Here is a 19446-nt window from a genome sequence, read left to right as displayed (position 1 = left end):
AGCATAGCCGGCTCGCGAATGTGTGGTCTGCATGTCAGGCCGATTGCAAAAGATTGGCCATCAGGCGGAAGGCGCCGGGGACGAGCTTGTCGAGCTGGTGATGGAGGACAAGGCTTGTGTGGGTGTGGCGGCCCTCGCCGATCTTTGCCGAGAGCAGGGAGCCGGTGAGGGGCTTTTCGCCGGCATCGCTCATGGCGAGAAGGGGAATGTAGGCCTCGTCCCAGGCGGAGGCGAAGTAGAGGCCGCGTTCCTTGTCCCAGCCGGAAAAATCGTCCGCGGTGATGCGGTTGGGGCCGGAGAGGAGTTGGTGGTCGGGATCGAGGAATGTCACTTCGGCGGCAGGATTGGTGGTGCGCCAGCGGAGCGACGGGCTGCCTATGGTGAGGGGGCGGGGCGGGGTGGCGTCGGGTGTCCAGCCATCGCTGGGGCGATGGTAGAGGGTGACGAGATGGCCGCCGGCTTCGACCCAGCGGTGGAATTTTTGGGTTGCGGCCTTGAGGTCGGGGCGGAGGCCGAAGGCGAAGATGCCGATGACGATCGTGTCGTAGGTGGAGAGATCGCCGGCAAGGGCTTCGGCGTCGAGTTCGGTGACGTCGGCGCCCATGCGGCTGAGCCAGAGGCCGACGCGGTCGGAGCCGCCGCCGATATAGCCGATTTTCGTGTCGGGCACGGTCAGGTTCAGCGCCAGAATGTCGAGGGATAGCGGGCGGGCGAAACGGGTGCGGCCGATATGGGGATAGGCGATGGGGGTGACGCCATAGGCGGGCGCGCCATCGACGAGGAGGGGCAGGCTATGACGGCCGGCGGTGAGCAGCACGTCGGAGGTGACGGCAAAGGTGGTTTTGTCGCGCTCGATGGTCAGGCTCGGGGCGCTGGCGATGGTGAGGCGCTCGAGGGCGATGTCGGATTTGATGGTGACGGTTTTGGTCGTGGGGGCCGACAGGGGGAGAATCAGCGCGTCGGGATTGATCGCGACCGAATAGGCCGGGGCGAGTTGCAGGTCTTCCTCGGTGTCGCGGGTGAAGCGTATCAGTTCGCCGTTCACTTCGGCTTCGAGGAGGAGCGAGACACTGCCGTTATTGCCGAGGTTTTGCCAATCGGGGCGGACGGGGTTTTCGATTTTTGCCCCGGCGCGGGCGGTGAGTTGAATGGTCAGGCGATCGCCTGAGATTTCTACCGATTCGGTGGGAGCGAAGGCGGCTGAGGTGATCGGTGCTACGCGGATTGATTGGGCGGTGCCGCGCTCTGCTTCGAGGATGAGATCGACGGTTTCGCCGGGGCCGACGCTGTCTGAGGAGACTGAGGCGTAGATTTCGATTCCGGCGGCGATGGCTGTGGCGGCGTCGAGTTCTTCAAGCTTTCGCGTGAGGCGGTGGGCGTGTTCGGGGGCGATGTCCTGCTGTGCGCCGCGGATGGCGCGGCGGGCGATGCTGAGGGCGGGGAGAATGGCCGCGCTATTGGGGAAGGCGGCGAGGGCCTGGGCCATGGCCGCGTCGGCTGCCGCGAGAAAAGGCGAGGGGCCGAGATCGGCGAGGGTTTTGGGCAGGTCGTCGAGGAGTTCGCTTTGCGCATTGGCGCCGACGCGGTGGAGCGGCCACTCGGTTTCGCCGGGATGGCGCCAGTGGCCCATGTTCTGGCTGGCATGGAAGGCGCGGGACGCTTCGCCGAGCTGCCAGAAGGGCATGCCGGTGGCAAAATCGCTGCCGCTGGCCGTTACGAAAAGATTGGCTTCGGGCGGGGGGACTTCATCGTCATAGGTGTCGCCGCCGCCGGACCAGGCGGGAAGGCAGAATTTTGTGACGGTCCAGGGCGCGAGGCCGTCGGTTTCGTAAGCGGGATCGGCCGCGAGGGCCAAGGCGCGTTCGGCGGCTTCGGTCATGGCGCGGTGGTGGCCGTGCTGGCCGGGGACGTCTAGGAAGGTGGGGATGACCACGTCGGGGCGGAATTGGCGATAGGCGCGGACGAGGCGGTCTATGGTGCGCTCTTCGCCCCAGCGCGACAGGGTGTCCTTGCCGGATTTGGAGAAGCCGAAATCGTGGACCGGGTCATCGGGGCCGTGGCCGAGCCAGGCGACGTCGGCATCGAGAGCGCGCGCGGCTTCTTCCATTTCGCGCGAGCGCAGGACGCCGAGGGCGCCGCCGCGTTCCGGGCCGAGGGTGTTCTGGCCGCCTTCGCCGCGAGTGGAGCAGGCGACGACCACGCGCATGCCCATCTCGTGGCGCATGGTGGCGAGCATTTCATTGTGCTCGTCGTCCGGATGGGCGCCGGTGTTCATCACCGTCACGGTGGATTTGAGACGCGACAGGGCGCGGGCCAGGGTGACGAGACGCGGGTTTGCCGCGCGACGGCGCAGGCGTTCGGGGGCGGTGAGCATGGGTGGTCCAGATATTTAAGTGGATGCTTTGTGGAAAGGCCCCCTCACCCGGCGCTATGCGCCGACCTCTCCCCCAAAGGGAGAGGTGAAGAGGCCAAAAAATCAGGTGACGGGGTCGGCGACGCTGAGGTGGGGTGAAACCGTGTCGAGGAGCGGCAGGGCGGCGGCGCCGAGGGCGGCTGTGAGCTGACCGGTTTGGCCGCGGATGGCGCGGGGCAGGGTGCGCTTGCCGCGCGTCGCGACGGAAACGGGGAGCGGATCGAGCGCCGATATAACCGCTTCGAGGACGGAATCCGGAAGGCCGCCGCCGAAGATGACGGTTTCGGGGTCAAAAATGTTTTCGAGCATGGCGACGGTGGGTGCGAGATAGTCGGCGGCCATCTCGATCCATTCGGCAAGGGTCGGATTGGCCTCGTCGTGGAGCTTTTGGATGTCGTCCACCGTGGCGGCATAGATGCCGGCCATGGCGAGGCGTTCGCGCAGGGCAAAGACCGAGACGAAACGTTCGAGGGCGCCGGCGGGTCCGTAATGGGCTTTGCCCTTGCGGGGGACGAGGCCGACATGGCCGATTTCGCCGGCATTGCCGAAGGCCCCGCGCAGGGGGCGGCCTTCCTGGATGACGCCTAGGCCGAGGCCGACGCCGAAATAAAGGTAGCAGAAGCTGCCGAGCTGACGACCAGCGCCATAGAGACGCTCGCCGACGACGGCGGCGGTGGCATCGTTTTCCACAACCACATGCTGGCCGGTGGCCTTGGCAAAGAGCGCGGTGGCATCGACGCCGGTCCAGCCGGGGAGCGTAGCGGGGCCGACGGAACTCATGCCTTCCACCTCGAAGGGGCCGGGCATGACGACGCCGATGCCGAGGAGCTTGCTGCGGTCGGCGCCGAGCGAGGCTTCGAGGCGCCGGACTTCGGCGGTCACCTTGTCGGGGACGGTATCGGGGCCGGTTGCTTCCAGGGGCAGGATGGATTTGGCACGGACGCCGCCTGAAAGGTCGAGAAGGGCGGTGACCATGTGGTCGGCGGCGATTTCGACGCCGGCGGTGAGCGGGCCATTGGGATTGACGGCGAACTGAATGGGCGGCTGGCCGCGGCCGGAGCGGAGGCGGCCGAGTTCGACGAGAAGGCCCTCTTCCAAGAGTTCATCGACGATATTGGCGACGGCCTGGGGCGTGAGCTGGGCGCGGCGGGCGATCTCGGTGCGGCCCAAATGCTCATGGAAACGAATGACTTCGAGCACCACGCGCCGGTTATGCGCGCGGTTGCGCTCGGGATTGGACCCGATGGCGACTCGCTGACGAAGCTCTTTCTTGCTGCGGCCGTTCAATTCGTCGCCTCCCTCCATATGTCTCGCTAGCACGGCAATGGAGGAGGAGACTAGCCGGGGAACAAGATAACGCAAGTAGATTATGTTATTGACAAGGCACTGTCACATATTGGACGGTGGAGACCTGTCAGGCGGCGTGGGCCGTGTTTTTGACATGAGAGAGCTGTCGGAGGATCGACGCTCCAATGGAGGGACTTTATGCGTAAGGCATATGTGGCCGGGCTTGCAGCCGGCATCAGCTTCATCGCAATGGGCGCTGCCCAGGCCGTGGAAATCGAATATTGGCAATATGTCTTCGACAGCCGCGTCCAGGCCATGGACCAGCTGATCGAGAAGTTCGAAGCAGCGAACCCTGATATCACCGTCAAGCAGACCACTTTCCCCTATGCGGACTACCAGACGCGCGTTGTCGCCGCCAAGGTAGCCGGCCAGGGTCCGGACGTGGTGCAGCTGTTCTATGGCTGGACCGACCAGTTCGTGAATGGCGGCCTGATCCAGCCGCTCGATCCGGCCGTGTTCCCGCATGCCGAAATCGAAGCCGACTTCTTCCCGATCGTTTCGGCGATGAAGCGCGGCGAAGACTATTATGGCCTGCCGACCGCCGTGCGTTCGCTGGCCCTGTTCTACAACAAGGCCCTGCTCGACGAAGCCGGTGTCCAGCCGCCGAACACGCTTGACGAATTGCTGGCGGTCGCCGAGGCTACCACCAAGCGCGATGGCAGCGGCAATATCACGACTGCCGGCATCACCATGGACATGGCTGGCCAGGATCACCACTGGTGGCGCGAAGTGCTCATCCGCCAGAACGGTGGCGTGCCTTATGACGCCGAAGGCAATGTTGCCTATAACGATGCTGCCGGCGCTGCGGCGCTAAAATTCTATACCGATCTTCAGACCGAAAAGAATGTGGGTCTCGTTGGCTTCATGGATGAAGGCCAGGCCGCGTTCCGCGCCGGCATGGCGGCCATGACGATCGACGGCACGTTCCGTCTCGGCGCTTTTGCCGGCAACCCGTTCGAATGGGGCGTGGTGGAACTTCCGGCTGACGCCAATGGAATGCGCTCGAACTATTCGAGCTACTTTGCCAATGGTATCGGCGCGACCTCGACCGGCGAAGAACTCGTCGCTGCGCAAAAATTCCTCCAGTACATTTCTTCGCCTGAAGCGATGGAAATCTGGCTGAACACGGTCGGCGAACTGCCGGCACGTCGTGACGTGGCCCTGACCGAGGCGAACCTGGCGGATCCGATCCGCGGGCCGTTCCTCAAGGGTCTCGAATACGCCCAGACCACCCAGTTCTATGACGAAGCCGCACAGCGCCAGACCGCCATCGACATGGTCAATCGCGTGCTGCTCGAAGGCCAGTCGATCGAAGACTCGATCGCCCAGGCGGCTGCGGCCGAACAGGCGATCATCGATCAGGGCCGTCAGTAAGGGACTAGCTCTTCAGGAGCTCGAACTTCGCCACGACACAGACTGTCACCCCGGCCTTCGCCGGGGTGATTGCAGGTGATATTTTGGCGCTTCGGAAACTCCCTGGCATCTCATCGCAGGAGCGAACATGGCGTCGGCGAACGCACTTCCACAGACAGGCCCGGTTCGCTTCTGGGACCGTCTGAATATCAGCACCAAGCGGGTCATCTGGGCCTGGGCGTTCCTCGCCGTGCCGATCATCTTTTATGCGGGCATCCGCTTTTACCCGACATTCCAGGCTTTTTGGCTGTCTCTGACCAATTGGGACCTGCTGCGGCCGGCCCAGTTCATCGGTTTTGCGAACTATCAGAAAATGTTCGCCGATCCGGTTTTCTGGAAAGTGTTCCAGAACACGTTCCTGTACCTCATCATCGGCACGCCGGTGAGCCTCGTGGTCTCCTTCGTGATCGCCTACTATCTCGATCGCGTGAAGCTGATGCACGGCTTTATCCGCGCCCTCTATTTCCTGCCGTTCCTCACCACGGCCGCGGCCATGGGTTGGGTGTGGCGCTGGTTCTATCAGCCGGTGCCGATTGGCGTGATCAATGGCTTTCTGTCGTCCTTCGGCATTCCGCAGCAGCCATTCCTGCGCTCGGTCGATCAGGCGCTGTTTTCGATCCTGATCCCGGCTATCTGGGCGGGGCTGGGGTTCCAGATCATCATCTTCATGGCCGGCCTTCGCGCCATTCCCAATACCTTCTATGAGGCCGCCAAGATCGACGGGCTGGGGGATTGGGCGATCCTGCGGAAAATCACCATTCCGCTATTGAAGCCGACTACCGTCTTCCTCGTGGTGTTCTCCTCCATCGGTTTCCTGCGCATCTTCGACCAGGTCTACAACATGACCTCGAACGATCCGGGCGGGCCGCTCAATTCGACGAAACCTCTGGTGCTGATGATCTACCAGACCGCGTTTTCGTCCTACCAGATGGGCTATGCGGCCGCGCAGACTGTGGTGCTGTTCACCATCCTGCTCATCGTATCCCTGCTCCAGCTCTATGTGCTGAGGGAAAAGAAATGACCATGGCCTCGACCAAAGAGCTGGCGGCCAATAGCCGCGATATCCGCCCCGGGCGCATCATTACCTGGACCCTGCTGCTTATCGGCGGGCTGATCATGATCACCCCACTGCTGTTCATGTTTTCGACCTCGCTGAAGACGTCGGGCCAGGTCTATGACTTGCGCCTGATCCCGGCTGCGCCGACGCTCGACAACTATATCAAGGTTTTGGGCGATGGCCGCTTCATGCAGTGGTTCTTCAACTCGACCTTGATCGCCGTGACCGTGACGATCTCGAACGTGTTCTTTGATAGCCTCGTTGGCTACACGCTGGCCAAGTTCGAGTTCCGCGGCCGCTATTTCATCTTCCTCGCCATTCTCTCGACCCTGATGATCCCCACCGAAATGCTGGTGATCCCGTGGTACCTGATGTCGAGCCAATTGGGTTGGCTGAACTCCTACTGGGGCATCATGTTCCCCGGTATGATGACCGCCTTTGGCACCTTCCTGATGAAGCAGTTTTTTGAAGGCGTGCCGAACGACTTCCTGGAAGCCGCGCGTGTCGACGGGCTCAACGAATTCACCATCTGGTGGAAGATCGCCATGCCCATGGTGGTGCCGGCCATCTCGGCGCTCGCCATCTTCACCTTCCTCGGCAACTGGACGGCGTTCTTCTGGCCGCTGATCGTCACGACCTCCAAGGAGCTCTATACGCTGCCTGTGGGCATTTCGAGTTTCTCGGCGGAGGCTTCCATTCAATGGGAGCTGATCATGACCGGCGCCGCCATCGGCACCATCCCGACGCTTCTCGTCTTCCTTCTCCTGCAGCGCTACATCGTTCGTGGCGTGATGCTGGCCGGCCTCAAGGGTTAAGCCATGACCGATCCACGTTCTGCCGATCAGTCGGTTTTTCCCGATCCCGTATACAAGGAAACTGTCCTGGCGCCGCTGTTCGACGGCGCCAAGGACCACCATGTCGAAGGCTTTAGGGCCATCGACCGTGCGCATCTGGTGATGCTCGCCGAGACGGGCATTCTGGACGCCGGTCAGGCGCGTGATATCGCGGCGGCGCTCGATAGTATCGATGCGGAAATTGATCCTTCAAAACTCGTTTATACGGGTGAGGTGGAGGACTTTTTCTTCCTCATCGAGAAGGAATTGAAGAAGCGCGTCGGCCCCGATCTCGGTGGTCGCCTTCATACGGCGCGCTCGCGCAACGATATCGACCATACGCTCTTCAAGCTTGGGCTGCGGGAGCGACTCAATGTCTTGATCGGCAAGGCGCTGAAACTGCATGCGACGTTGATCGAAGCGGCGGAGCGCGAGAAGGAAACGCTCATCGTTGCCTATACTCATGGGCAGCCGGCGCAGCCCACGACCTTTGGGCACTATCTCTCGGCGATCGTCGAGTTCGTGGGGCGCGATATCGAGCGGCTGTTTGAGGCCTATCGGATCGTCGAGCTTTCGCCCATGGGCGCGGCGGCGATCACCACGACGGGCTTTCCGACCGATCGGGCACGGGTGGCGGAGTTGCTGGGCTTTGCGGCGCCGCTGCAGAACTCGTATTCATGCATTGCCGGGGTGGATTATATCACCTCCACTTATTCGGCGATTGAGTTGATGTTCCTGCATCTGGGGCGTCCCATCCAGGATTTCCAAGTGTGGACCAGCTTTGAGGTGGGGCAGATCTATGTGCCCAATAGCCTCGTGCAGATTTCATCGATCATGCCGCAGAAGCGTAATCCTGTGCCGATCGAGCATCTTCGCCATTTGGCGAGCCAGACGGCCGGGCGGGCGCAAGCCATGCTCACGGTGATGCACAATACGCCCTTTACCGACATGAATGACAGCGAGGGCGAAACGCAGGCCATGGGCTATCAGGCCTTTGCGAGTGCCTATCGTGTGCTCGACCTGTTGGCGGCGCTGGTGCAGCAGATCCGAATCGATCCCAAGCGGGTGCGGGACAATATTTCGCGCTCCTGCATCACGATTACGGAGCTGGCTGACTCTCTGGTGCGTCGGGAAGGGCTCTCCTTCCGTGAGGGGCATGAGATTGCGGCGTCGGTTGCGAAGGCCGTGGTCGCTATGGGTGGCGATCTCGTCACTGACGGTTTTGGGCCATTCACTGCTGCTTTCGAGAAGGCGACAGGGCGTCCTTCTTCGCTTGATGAGACCAGCTTCGCTGAAATCGTCTCGCCGGAATATTTCGTTACCGTGCGCACCCGCTTTGGTGGGCCGGCGCCCGAACCGCTCAATGCGGCCATATCAGGTTATCGGCAGGACGCCGAGCGGCTTGCTCAAAATCATGGAAAAATACTGCGCCGCCAGGCTGATGCCGCGCGCATGCTGAAAGAGCGCTTCGGCGCATTGAAGGGAACCGCCTGATGGCCAAGATCGAACTGCAGAAACTGGTCAAGGAATACGGCAAGACCCGCGCCGTGCATGGCATCGACCTCACCATTGAAGATGGGGAATTCGTTGTCTTCGTCGGGCCCTCGGGCTGTGGCAAATCGACGACGCTGCGCATGATCGCCGGGCTCGAGGATATTTCGGGCGGCAATCTGCTGATTGGCGGCGAGGTGGTGAACCAGCGCGAGCCCAAGCAGCGCAATATCGCCATGGTGTTCCAGAACTACGCCATCTACCCGCATATGACCGTGGGCCAGAATATCGGTTTTGGTCTTTATACGTCGAAGCTGTCCAAGGCCGAAAAGCAGAAGCGGATCGAAGAGGCCGGCAAGACGCTTGGTCTTGAAAAACTGCTCGATCGGCGTCCGGCGGCTTTGTCGGGTGGCCAGCGCCAGCGCGTTGCCATTGGCCGCGCCATGGTGCGCGATCCCGCGGCTTTCCTTTTTGACGAACCGCTCAGCAATCTTGACGCGCAGCTGCGTTCGCAGATGCGCATGGAGATCAAGAGCCTCCATCGCCGGCTTGGTACGACCATCGTCTATGTGACGCATGATCAGGTGGAAGCCATGACCATGGCCGACAAGATCGTCGTCATGCGCGATGGCAATATCCTGCAGGTGGGCTCGCCGACCGATCTTTATGAAAACCCGGTCGATGTGTTTACCGCGCGGTTTATCGGCAGCCCGTCGATGAACATGGTCGAAGGCACGATTGCTGGTGGCAATCTGAGCGTCGAGGGTGCGGCGATTTCGGGCCTGACATTGCCGGCTCATGAGGGCAAGGCGCTGATCGGCGTGCGTCCCCATGATCTGGTTGTCGGCGAAGCGACGGGCGCGGGGCTTTCCGCCACGGGCACGGTCGAGGCGGTGGAGCCACTGGGTTCCGAAACGCTGGTGCATCTCACCATGGGCAAGGCGCAGGTCATCGCCACGGCGCCGGGGCGTGTCGTGCCCGCCATTGGCAGCGCGGTTTCGGTTCATGCCGGTGTTGGGTCGCTCTATCTCTTCGATGCCGTCAGCGAAAAGGCTCTGGGCCGCGCATGACTTCTACTCCTCCACGCGCCGGGGCGGTTCTGAACCTCGGCCGCATCTATTGCGACATGGTGTTTCGCGGGCTCGACGGTATGCCCCAATTGGGGCGCGAGCTCTTTGCCCGCGATTTTGCCATTACGCCGGGCGGTGGTGCGCTGATTACGGCGGCGCACCTGGCTGCCCTCGGGCGGCACTCGGCGCTGCTGGCACGCTTTGGTACCGATGCGCTGTCTTCGGCACTGTCCGAGCAGATTGATGAACTCGGGCTCGACCTGCAGTTTCTCGATCGGCACGAGACGGCAGGGCCGCAGTTGACCGTGGTCATGGTGCATGACGGGGATCGTGCATTCCTGTCGCGCCGGGCCGGGCATGCACGGCCGGCCGGGTTCGAGGCCGCGGTCGCCTCTCCCGGGGTGGCGCATTTGCATATTGCCGAATATGCGACTTTGCATGAAATGCCCGATGCCATTGCCAAGGCCAAAAGCCATGGGCTGACCGTGTCGCTCGATCCGAGCTGGGACGATGCGCTTATCCGCGATCCCCTGTTTTTCGAGCGGGCGGCGGGTGTCGATATCTTCCTTCCCAATATGGAAGAGGCGGAGGCGCTGACCGGCATGAGCGATCCCGGCGCGGCGCTGGCAGTGTTGCAGCGGCATTTTCCGGTGGTGGCGCTGAAGCGCGGCGGCGAAGGCGCCATTCTGGCGGCGGGCGAGGTGATCATCGATCTGCCCAGCCCGCGTGTCGAAGTGGTGGATACGACCGGGGCAGGTGATGCCTTCAATGCCGGCTTCCTGCACGCCTGGCTCAATGGCGCGGACAATCGCACCGCCTTGATGGCCGCCATCGAGGCCGGCACAAGCTCGGTTCAGGCGTCGGGCGGCACCGGCAGCATTCGCAGCGCGAGCTGACTTTTTTTCCATAGAGACCCATGACCAAAGCTCAATTTCAGGTTTTTGCCTCGCCGGAGGCAGTGGCTGAGGCGGTTGCCGCCCATATCGCCGAAGCGGTTCGGGCGCGTCCTGAGACGGTGCTTGGGCTTGCCACCGGCAAGACCTTTGTGCCGATCTATGAAGCCCTGGTGCGGGTGAGCGTCGAGACGGGGCTCTCCTTTGCGGAGGCGTCCAGTTTTAATCTCGACGAATATGTCGGGCTGGCACCGAACCATCCTGCTTCGTTCCGGCGCTATATGGAGGAGAATTTCTTCCGCCATGTCGATCTGCCAGCGGCCCGGGCGCTGTTGCCCGAGGCCGATGGTGATGCGGCAGCAGCGTGCCTTGCCTACGAAGCGGCGATCACGGCGTGCGGTGGAATGGACGTGCAATTGCTCGGCATCGGACGCAATGGCCATATCGGGTTCAACGAGCCAGGCTCGGCCTTTGATGGCCGCACGCAGGTTGCGAGGCTGACGCCATCCACCATTGCCGCCAATACCAGCGATTTTCCGCCGGGCGAGGTGCCGCCGCCGGAAGCGATCACCATGGGGATAGGAACCATTCTCGAGGCGCGGGAAATCGTGCTGGTGGCAGCGGGCGACGGCAAGGCGGAAGCCCTGGCCCGGGCTTTTCTGGCGCCGCCGGATGAGACCTGTCCCGCTTCAGCCCTGCAGGGGCATGGTCACGTGACCGTGTTCTGCGACGCGGCAGCTTTTGCGGGGATGGGGCACCAGGCAGAGGCGTGAGTTAGCAGCGCGTTTACCAAGCCGTCTCAAGGTGGTGGGGCTGCAGTGCAGTGACCTTTTCCCCGAAGACCGAGGCCGAGAGCGTGATGCCCAGACTCCCATTCATTGCGCTTTGCCTCTTGCTCGCAACGCCAAGCCTTGCTGCCGACTGGAAATATGAAGGCGGCAATGTGCCGATCGCCTATTTCGACAATGGCGATGCGCAGTTCCAATTCGCCTGCCGCGGCGGCGATCTCGCCATGGCTTATTGGGTGCGCAAGCCGAGCCGGGAAGTGGCCTCGGCAACAAGTTTGAGCCTGGCCATTAATGCCAGTGGACCGGCCTCCGGCAGCCTCGCTGCGACAGGCGGCACGATTTTCGCGCAGGATTTTCCACTCATCCATAGCGATGGCAGCTCGATCCTGGTGCGTGGACCGGTGGCAAGGCAATGGGCGGGGATCGCACAACGTGCGGGTGATATGATCCGGGTCGGGTTCGTCCGGCGCAAGGCAGAGGGCGGGCTGGAAGTATTCGACGGGCACGAATTCGGCGCCAGAGGCTCCAATGCCGCAATCGCCAAAGTGCTCGGCCAGTGCGGATAAGACAAAAAGCCCCGTCGGCGATGCCAACGGGGCCTTCTTATGTGAGCTGCTGCTTTTCGGCCTTGGCTTAGAAGCTGTAATTCACGCCGGCGCGGATGACGCTGAACTTGTGGCCGATGTCGCGGGCGCCGCCCGGGAGACCGCCATAGGACTGGCTGCCGAGGTCGACATAGAGGTATTCGGCCTTGACCGAGATATTGTCGGTGGCCTTGGCTTCGATGCCGAGACCGGCGGTCCAGCCGAAATGGGTGGCCGACTGCGAGGTGGTGACGCCGCCATTGACGACCTGGGCGGTGCCGCGACCGAAAGCGGCGCCGAGGGTTACATAGGGCATGACCTGGCCGAAGGTGCCGCCAGCGCGGGCGCGGACGGTGCCGAACATGTCGAGCTTGGCTTCAAAGGTGCCGGGGGTGACGGCCGGCTCGCTGTAGGCGAGGTTGGCCCATTGCAGGTCGCCTTCGGCGCCGATCACGAGGCCGCCCATGTCGGCGTTGAAGCCGGCCTGGGCACCAGCAGTCCAGCCGGAGCTGTTATTGTTGGTGTTGACGATGGCCGGGGAATTGGTGGTGTTGCCCCAGGTGTAGCCGCCGTTGACGCCGGCATAGAAGCCGTTCCAGTCGGTGACCGAGGTGGACGAATACATCGGCGACGTGGCCGGGGCGCTGTTCCAACCCAGATCGGCGGCTCCGGCCGACGCCGTCAGCGCCAGGAGAGCAGAAATCACAATGGCGGAACGCTTCATTTTGGGCCTCGTCGATATACGCCTAAACATGAGGCCCAAAATCGTCTCAAGGTCTTAATGATCGGGTAAGGAATAAGGTTAACGCACCGGGTTTTATCGATTTGTGAAAGGTAGCGTTAGGGAGTCCAAGGCTTTCCGGCTTTTTCACTTCGTCGTCATTGCCGGGCCTGTCCCGGCAATCCATCTCGGGGAGGCCCGCCATCCTGCGGATGGCATGGACCACCGGGACAAGCCCGGTGGTGACGAAGGCTGAGATGGCTTTGGAAGCGCCGCTCGGTGGGGGCGTAGAGCAGTGCTTGTTCAGCTATGCAGACCCGGGGCTTCACGGCCGGTGGACTGCACATATTCGGTATAGCCGCCGCCATAGGCATGGACGCCTTCGGGGGTGAGTTCGAGCACACGGTTGGAGAGCGCGGCGAGGAAGTGGCGGTCGTGGCTGACGAAGAGCATGGTGCCCTCATATTGGCTCAGCGCCGTGATCAGCATTTCCTTGGTGGCGATGTCGAGGTGGTTGGTCGGCTCGTCGAGGACCAAAAAGTTCGGCGGATCGAAGAGCATCATGGCCATGACGAGGCGGGCCTTTTCGCCGCCCGAAAGGACGCGGCACTTCTTTTCGATTTCGTCGCCGGAGAAACCAAAGCAGCCGGCAAGGGCGCGGAGCGGGGCCTGGCCGGCCTGGGGGAAGGAATATTCGAGCTGCTGGAAGACGGTCAGGTCGCCATCGAGCACATCCATGGCGTGCTGGGCGAAATAGGCCATTTTTACCGAGGGGCCGCGCGAGACCGTGCCTTGGTCGGGCTCGGTGGTACCGGTGACCAGTTTCAAAAGCGTCGATTTGCCGGCGCCGTTGATGCCCATGATGGCCCAGCGCTCGCGGCGGCGGACGTGGAAATCGAGGCCGTCATAAATGGAGCGGGAGCCGTAGCTTTTTGACACGCCCTTCAAAAGCGCGACGTCTTCGCCCGAGCGCGGGGCGGGGCGGAATTCGAACTCGACGGTCTGGCGGCGTTTTGGCGGCTCGACGCGGTCGATCTTGTCCAGTTTCTTGACGCGGCTTTGGACCTGGGCAGCGTGGGAAGCGCGGGCTTTGAAGCGGGCGATGAAGTCCAGTTCTTTGGCGAGCATGGCCTGCTGGCGCTCGAACTGGGCCTGCTGGTTCTTTTCGGCGATGGCGCGCTGCTGCTGGTAGAATTCGTAATTGCCGGAATAGGTGGTGAGCGAGCCGGCGTCGATCTCGACGATTTTGGTGCAGATGCGGTTCATGAATTCGCGGTCGTGCGAGGTCATGAACAGGGCACCCTGATAATTCTGCAGGAAGGCTTCGAGCCAGATCAGGCTTTCGAGGTCGAGGTGGTTGGAGGGTTCGTCGAGCAGCAGCGCGTCGGGGCGCATGAGGAGGATTTTGGCGAGCGCGACGCGCATCTTCCAGCCGCCGGAAAGGGCGCCGACATCGCCATCCATCATTTCCTGGGAGAAGCCGAGGCCATCGAGGACTTCGCGGGCGCGGCCATCGAGGGAATAGCCGTCGAGCTCTTCGAACTGATGCTGGATTTCCCCGTAGCGTTCGATGATGGCGTCCATCTCGTCGGCTTTGTCGGGATTGCCCATATCGGCTTCGAGGGCGCGCATTTCGACGACGATGGCGCTGACGGGGCCGGCGCCATCCATGACCTCGGTGACGGCGCTGCGGCCGGACATTTCGCCGACATCCTGGCTGAAATAGCCGATGGTGGTGCCGCGCTCGACCGAGACCTGGCCTTCATCAGGCTGTTCCTCGCCGGTGATCATGCGGAAAAGCGTGGTCTTGCCGGCGCCATTGGGGCCAACGAGGCCGATCTTTTCGCCCTTGAGGAGCGTTGCCGACGCCTCGATGAAGACAATCTGCTTGCCGTTTTGCTTGCCGATGCTTTCGAGGCGGATCATTTTTGGGCCTTCTGAGAAATTCAGTAGGCCTCAACAGTGCGGTGCCACGTCCTCGTGGTTCGAGGCTGCGCTAACGCTCCGCACCTCACCATGAGGACTACTGGGGTTGCCGATGTTGCCCGTGCTCTAAAGCACGGCCCTGCTAGAGCGCAAGGGCCGTACGGACACAGCGGCTATGCGGCGATAAACTTCGTTTACGCGGCGTCGTTGATGAGGCCTTCGGCCATGCCGTATTCGTGCAGTTTTCTATAGAGCGTCGAACGGCCGATGCCGAGGGCGCGGGCGACGCGGGACATGCGGCCGCCGTGATAGTCGATGGCAAAGGCGATGGCCTCGCGCTCGATGTCTGACAGGGCCTGCAGGTCGCCGGTTGAATTGAGGAAGCGGTCCTGCACGGGCTGGACGGCCGGTTCGGTCCGGAGACGAGCCGGGGCACTGTCGATATGGATGGGTGCGGCGAGCACTGCTGCCTGTTCAGTGGCGCGGACGGCTTCATCGCGGCCGGCGGATTGAGCCAGGATCTGCGGGAAATCGTCAGCTTCGAGGAAGGCGGCGTCGGCCAGGACGACGGCGCGATAGCAGGCATTTTCGAGCTGGCGGACATTGCCCGGCCAATCATAGGAAGCGAGGAGGTCGAGGGCCGCGGGCGTGGCGCCGAGAACGCGTTTGCCGGCTTCGGCGGCGAAGCGGGCGATGAAGTGGGAGACAAGCGCGGTCAGGTCTTCGAGGCGTTCGCGCAGCGGCGGCACGTAGATGGGGAAGACGTTGAGGCGGTAGAAGAGGTCCTCGCGGAACTCGCCGGTTTTCGCGAGATTGAGCAGGCGCCGATTGGTGGCCGAGATCAGGCGGACATTGACCTTTTCGGGGCGCGTGGCGCCGACCGGTTCGATCTCGCCCTCCTGGAGGGCGCGGAGCAGTTTGACCTGGGTATCGAGCGGCAGCTCGCCGACTTCGTCTAGGAAGAGCGTGCCGCCATGGGCCTCGGCGAATTTGCCGGGCTGGTCGGCGATGGCACCGGTGAAGGCGCCCTTCTTGTGGCCGAAGAGCACGGACTCGACGAGATTGGGCGGGATGGCGCCGCAATTGACGGTGATGAAGGGTTTGCCGGCGCGGTCGGAGCCGCCTTGGATGATGCGCGCGACCAGTTCCTTGCCCACGCCGGTTTCGCCCTCGATGAGGACGGGGATCGGGCTTTTGGCCGCTTTTGCAGAAAGCGCGAGCACGCGGGCCATGGCCGGAGCGCTGGCGATCATGTCCGACGGAGAAAAAGTGCCGGAGCGGCGGGCGTGTTCGGAGCGGATGGCGGCTTCGAGCGTGTCGAGTTTGAGCGCATTGCGCAGCGAGACGACGAGGCGCTCGGGCGAGACGGGTTTGACGAAATAGTCGGCTGCGCCCTGGCGCATGGCGGAGATGACGGTTTCGAGCGAGGAGTTGGCCGTCTGGATGATGACGGGGGTGGTCAGGCCCTCGGCGCGCATGGCGGACATTACGCCCATGCCGTCGAGATCGGGCATGACGAGGTCGAGGATCATGGCGCCGATCTGGCGGTCGTCGCGCAGAATGGCAAGTGCCTGTTCGCCGCCCGTGGCGGTCAGCGGCTTGAAGCCGGCGCGGTTGGCGATTTCAGCCGTGAGGCGGAGTTGCACCGGATCATCGTCGACCACAAGAACGCGCGTCATGCCTATCCCAAAGTTCATGTCGTTGCTCGGCACGAATCGGGTGTGCCGTTTTGGGAGAGAATGAGGAAAGTGACTTAAGAGGGTGTTAATCCTAATGATTTGTGCTTCTGGGGTGTCAGGGCAAATAAAAAGGGCCGCGGAGAAATCCGTGACCCTCAAGAATTCAGTGTGTCTGGTCGTCCAACCGGATCAGTGCCGCTCCATCACATTGAAGCGGGCAATTTCGTCTTTTACTTCCAGCTTTTTGCGCTTGAGCGCTGAGACCATCAGGTCATCAATCTGGCGATTCTGCATCTCTGCCTGAATCTGCCGGTCCAGTTCCTGATGGCGCCGTTCCAGCGCTGCGATGTGGCCTTCAGTAGTCATAGACAACTCCTTCGACATCGTGGACGAGGGGATAGTCACAAATCTTTCACGCTTTGTCGACTGCCTCAAAAGAGGGTGATCGAATTGAGATGCAAATCGTCATCCGATGCGTTAACCAAGTGTGAGTTGGGGCGGGACTATTGGTTTTTCTATGCTGCAGCTCGACAAGGAACAGGAAGCCCAATTCGGGCTGGAGCTGGCGACCAAGCGCCAGGAGCATGCAGACCTGGATGCCGCCATCCACACGCTGACGCAGTCGCAATTTGCCGACCGGATGCTGGTGCAGCGGCTGAAGAAGCGCAAGCTGGCGCTAAAAGACCGCATCGTGCAGCTCGAAAGCATTCTTCTTCCAGACATTATCGCCTGACGGTTTTGGCGCTAAAGCGTAAACACGCTTCAGCTTTCTTTGTGGGCATGTCTTTGCCCCGAAACCGGTGACCACTTTCGGGAGACATGCTTGAGGCGCCTTGAGCGCTGGCGTTTTTTAGGCTAGATGCGCGCTTTGCGGAGCGGCAGGGGGAGAACTCGCCATGCTCAAGCCACCAGTTGCCATCGTCATGGGCAGCCAATCGGACTGGCCCACCATGCGGCTGGCCGCCGAAACCCTCGAAAATCTCGAGATCGAATATGAGGCGCGGATCGTTTCGGCGCATCGTACGCCCGAGCGGCTCGTTGACTTCGCCATGAATGCGCGGGCTGAGGGGATCAAGATCATCATTGCTGGGGCCGGGGGCGCGGCGCACCTGCCGGGCATGATCGCCGCGATGACGCCATTGCCGGTGTTCGGCGTGCCGGTGCGTTCGAAGGCGCTGAGCGGCATGGATAGCCTCTATTCCATCGTGCAGATGCCGGGTGGCGTGCCTGTCGGGACGCTGGCCATTGGCGAGCCGGGCGCGATCAATGCGGCGCTGCTGGCCGCTTCCGTGCTGGCGCTGAACGATGATGAGCTGGCCGACCGGCTCGATGCGCATCGCGCGCGGCAGACTGCATCCGTCCCGCAATTTCCTTCCGATACCGAGTAAAGCCTTGTCCGATACCCCCGTCTCGCTGCGTCCCGGTTCGACCATTGGTATTCTGGGGGGCGGTCAACTTGGTCGCATGCTGGCGCTAGCCGGGGCAAAGCTGGGGCTGAAGAGCCATATCTATTGCCCGGACCCGCAGAGCCCGGCATTCGATGTGACGCCGTTCAAGACGGTGGCGGCATATGACGATGAGGCGGCGCTGCGCGAATTTGCGGCGCAGGTTGATGTCATCACGTATGAATTCGAGAATGTGCCCTCGGCGACGGCGGAAATTTTGGCAAGCCTGAAACCACTGCGGCCGGGCGTCAATGCGCTGGCGATCTCGCAGGATCGGCTGGCCGAGAAGGGATTTTTGGCTTCGAAGAATATTCCGGTGGCGCCTTATCGCGCGGTGCATTCGCTGGAAGATTTGAAGGCTGCCGTGGCCGAGCTTGGCCTGCCGGCGGTGCTGAAGACGACGCGGCTGGGCTATGACGGCAAGGGGCAGCGGGTGCTGCGCGAGCCGGGCGATGCCGACGCCGCGTTTGCCGAGCTGAAGCCGCATCCGCTGGTGCTGGAAGGCTTTGTTCCTTTTGAAAAGGAAATTTCGGTTGTCGTGGCGCGTGGGGCCGATGGCTCGGTGAGGGCGTTCGACCCGGCCGAGAATGTGCACCGGCACCATATTCTCTACACGTCCACTGTGCCCGCCGACATTTCGGCGGGTCTCGCCAAGCATGCGGCCATGCTCGCCAAGGTGATTGTCGTTGCGCTCGACTATGTCGGCGTACTTGGCGTCGAATTCTTCGTGCTCGGTGGCGAGCGGCCAAGTCTGGTGGTCAATGAGATTGCGCCGCGCGTGCACAATTCGGGGCACTGGACGGAGGCTGTGTGCCTCACCGACCAGTTCGAGCAGCATATGCGGGCCGTGGCCGGCTGGCCGCTGGGGGATCCCAAGCGCTATGCCGATGTGGTGATGCAGAATCTCATTGGCGATGAGGTCGACGTGGTGCCGGGTGGCATCGATGGCGACACCCAGCCGCATCTTTATGGCAAGGCGGAAGCGCGGCCGGGGCGGAAGATGGGGCACATCAACCGGATCGTGCGGGCGGACTAGCTAGCGGGCGAGCCAGTTCCCAAAAGCGTCGGCGACGGCTTTGGGGTTTTCCATGGTCGGCAGATGGGCACTTCTAGCGAAGCGGACGATGTCGGCGTGAGGGACGGTTGCGGCCATTTCCTCGGCCAGTTCCATGGGCGTCAGGACGTCCTCAGTGCCGACGCCGATCAGGGTTGGGACCTTGACGTCAGCGAGGTCGGGGCGGGAATCGGGGCGGCCCAAAATGGCCTGTTGCTGGCGGATATAGGCTTCCTGGCCCAGGCGCTCGGCCATGGCCTGCACTTCTTCGGCGAGCGACGTGTTGAGATTGCGTTTGGCGACGAGGCTTGGCAGCAGGCTGCGCGAGACGCCGATGAACTTGCCGAGTTTGACGTTCTCGATGCCTTTTCGGCGCGCTTCGCGGCGCTCGTCGGTGTCGGGGCGGGCGGAGGTGTCGAGGAGAGCCAGATGCGTGACGCGATCGGGCGCCTGACGCATGATTTCGAGCGCGACATAGCCGCCCATGGAAAGGCCGGCCAGGGCGAATTTGGGCGGTGCTGCGGCCAGCGTCCGGCTTGCCATGCCGGCGACGGAATCATCGAGTGTGAGGTCGGCGACCATGGGCGCGACCGTATCGCGCAGGGGCAGGACAACGTCGCGCCAGAGACGGGCATCGCACAGCAGGCCAGGCAGGAGGACGATGGGAGTGAACACGGATCCAACCTCTTGAGAGCAGCCAAGAAGCGGTAGACCGCTTCGGAATATCAGGCA

The 19446-nt window shown here is 62.5% G+C and carries 18 protein-coding genes; 11 read left to right on the top strand and 7 right to left on the bottom strand.

Translation table 11 applies throughout. The features are described from left to right. Positions 1-34: 34 nt before the first annotated feature. Together J7557_RS15265 and J7557_RS15260 are read right to left on the bottom strand one after the other, a co-directional pair. A complete protein-coding gene (locus tag J7557_RS15265) occupies positions 35-2374 on the bottom strand; it encodes a PIG-L family deacetylase (protein ID WP_291420900.1) in 2340 nt (779 codons plus the stop codon). A 102-nt stretch (positions 2375-2476) separates the two neighbouring features. Then, complete coding sequence (locus tag J7557_RS15260) at positions 2477-3700, bottom strand: ROK family protein (protein ID WP_291420899.1); 1224 nt, start codon at positions 3698-3700, stop codon at positions 2477-2479. Positions 3701-3898: 198 nt separating this feature from the next. On the opposite strand from J7557_RS15260, the gene J7557_RS15255 reads away from it, so the two are divergent. The 8 genes from J7557_RS15255 (at position 3899) to J7557_RS15220 (ending at position 11871) form a co-directional block, all read left to right on the top strand. Continuing rightward, a complete protein-coding gene (locus tag J7557_RS15255) occupies positions 3899-5134 on the top strand; it encodes an extracellular solute-binding protein (protein WP_291420898.1) in 1236 nt (411 codons plus the stop codon). A gap of 127 nt (positions 5135-5261) precedes the next feature. Next, positions 5262-6194, top strand: coding sequence for a carbohydrate ABC transporter permease (locus J7557_RS15250; protein WP_291420897.1), 933 nt, complete (start codon positions 5262-5264; stop codon positions 6192-6194). Between the two features lie 2 nt (positions 6195-6196). Next, positions 6197-7045: a carbohydrate ABC transporter permease gene (locus J7557_RS15245; protein ID WP_291420896.1), complete on the top strand. Its 849-nt coding sequence runs from the start codon at positions 6197-6199 to the stop codon at positions 7043-7045. Between the two features lie 3 nt (positions 7046-7048). Then, complete coding sequence (gene argH, locus J7557_RS15240; RefSeq protein ID WP_291420895.1) at positions 7049-8557, top strand: argininosuccinate lyase; 1509 nt, start codon at positions 7049-7051, stop codon at positions 8555-8557. Further along, complete coding sequence (locus J7557_RS15235; RefSeq protein ID WP_291420894.1) at positions 8557-9624, top strand: ABC transporter ATP-binding protein; 1068 nt, start codon at positions 8557-8559, stop codon at positions 9622-9624. The genes argH and J7557_RS15235 overlap by 1 nt, the downstream gene beginning before the upstream one ends. Then, the gene (locus J7557_RS15230; protein ID WP_291420893.1) at positions 9621-10520 is read left to right on the top strand and encodes a carbohydrate kinase family protein; all 900 of its coding nucleotides are present in this window, start codon (positions 9621-9623) and stop codon (positions 10518-10520) included. Before J7557_RS15235 ends, J7557_RS15230 begins: the two co-directional genes overlap by 4 nt. Before the next feature lie 20 nt (positions 10521-10540). Beyond that, positions 10541-11290: a glucosamine-6-phosphate deaminase gene (locus J7557_RS15225; protein WP_291420892.1), complete on the top strand. Its 750-nt coding sequence runs from the start codon at positions 10541-10543 to the stop codon at positions 11288-11290. A gap of 86 nt (positions 11291-11376) precedes the next feature. After that, on the top strand, positions 11377-11871 hold the full coding sequence (locus tag J7557_RS15220; protein ID WP_291420891.1) for a hypothetical protein: 495 nt from the start codon (positions 11377-11379) through the stop codon (positions 11869-11871). Positions 11872-11938: 67 nt separating this feature from the next. On the opposite strand, the gene J7557_RS15215 is transcribed toward J7557_RS15220, so the two are convergent. The 4 genes from J7557_RS15215 to J7557_RS15200 form a co-directional block, all read right to left on the bottom strand. Further along, entirely contained in the window at positions 11939-12613 is a 675-nt protein-coding gene (locus tag J7557_RS15215; protein ID WP_051961148.1) for an outer membrane protein, read from the bottom strand. Between the two features lie 300 nt (positions 12614-12913). Then, positions 12914-14536, bottom strand: coding sequence for an ABC-F family ATP-binding cassette domain-containing protein (locus J7557_RS15210; protein WP_291420890.1), 1623 nt, complete (start codon positions 14534-14536; stop codon positions 12914-12916). Positions 14537-14730: 194 nt separating this feature from the next. Further along, complete coding sequence (locus J7557_RS15205; RefSeq protein ID WP_291420889.1) at positions 14731-16215, bottom strand: sigma-54 dependent transcriptional regulator; 1485 nt, start codon at positions 16213-16215, stop codon at positions 14731-14733. A gap of 189 nt (positions 16216-16404) precedes the next feature. After that, positions 16405-16581: a DUF465 domain-containing protein gene (locus J7557_RS15200; RefSeq protein ID WP_084587863.1), complete on the bottom strand. Its 177-nt coding sequence runs from the start codon at positions 16579-16581 to the stop codon at positions 16405-16407. Between the two features lie 151 nt (positions 16582-16732). Between J7557_RS15200 and J7557_RS15195 the strand changes: the two genes are divergently transcribed. The 3 genes from J7557_RS15195 (at position 16733) to J7557_RS15185 (ending at position 18696) form a co-directional block, all read left to right on the top strand. Beyond that, on the top strand, positions 16733-16948 hold the full coding sequence (locus tag J7557_RS15195; RefSeq protein ID WP_035086956.1) for a DUF465 domain-containing protein: 216 nt from the start codon (positions 16733-16735) through the stop codon (positions 16946-16948). Positions 16949-17111: 163 nt separating this feature from the next. Then, positions 17112-17603 carry a 5-(carboxyamino)imidazole ribonucleotide mutase gene (purE, locus tag J7557_RS15190; RefSeq protein ID WP_291420888.1) on the top strand — a complete coding sequence of 164 codons (492 nt, stop codon included), beginning with the start codon at positions 17112-17114 and terminating at the stop codon, positions 17601-17603. Positions 17604-17607: 4 nt separating this feature from the next. After that, positions 17608-18696 carry a 5-(carboxyamino)imidazole ribonucleotide synthase gene (locus J7557_RS15185; protein ID WP_291420887.1) on the top strand — a complete coding sequence of 363 codons (1089 nt, stop codon included), beginning with the start codon at positions 17608-17610 and terminating at the stop codon, positions 18694-18696. Here the strand turns inward: J7557_RS15185 and J7557_RS15180 are convergent, their stop codons facing one another. Then, entirely contained in the window at positions 18697-19389 is a 693-nt protein-coding gene (locus tag J7557_RS15180) for an alpha/beta fold hydrolase (protein ID WP_291420886.1), read from the bottom strand. Between the last annotated feature and the right edge of the window lie 57 nt (positions 19390-19446).

This window comes from Devosia sp. (assembly GCF_017744655.1).
Lineage (GTDB): Bacteria > Pseudomonadota > Alphaproteobacteria > Rhizobiales > Devosiaceae > Devosia.
The sequence above is the reverse complement of the archived record's forward strand: the minus strand, read 5'-3'. Positions and strand labels throughout refer to the sequence as shown.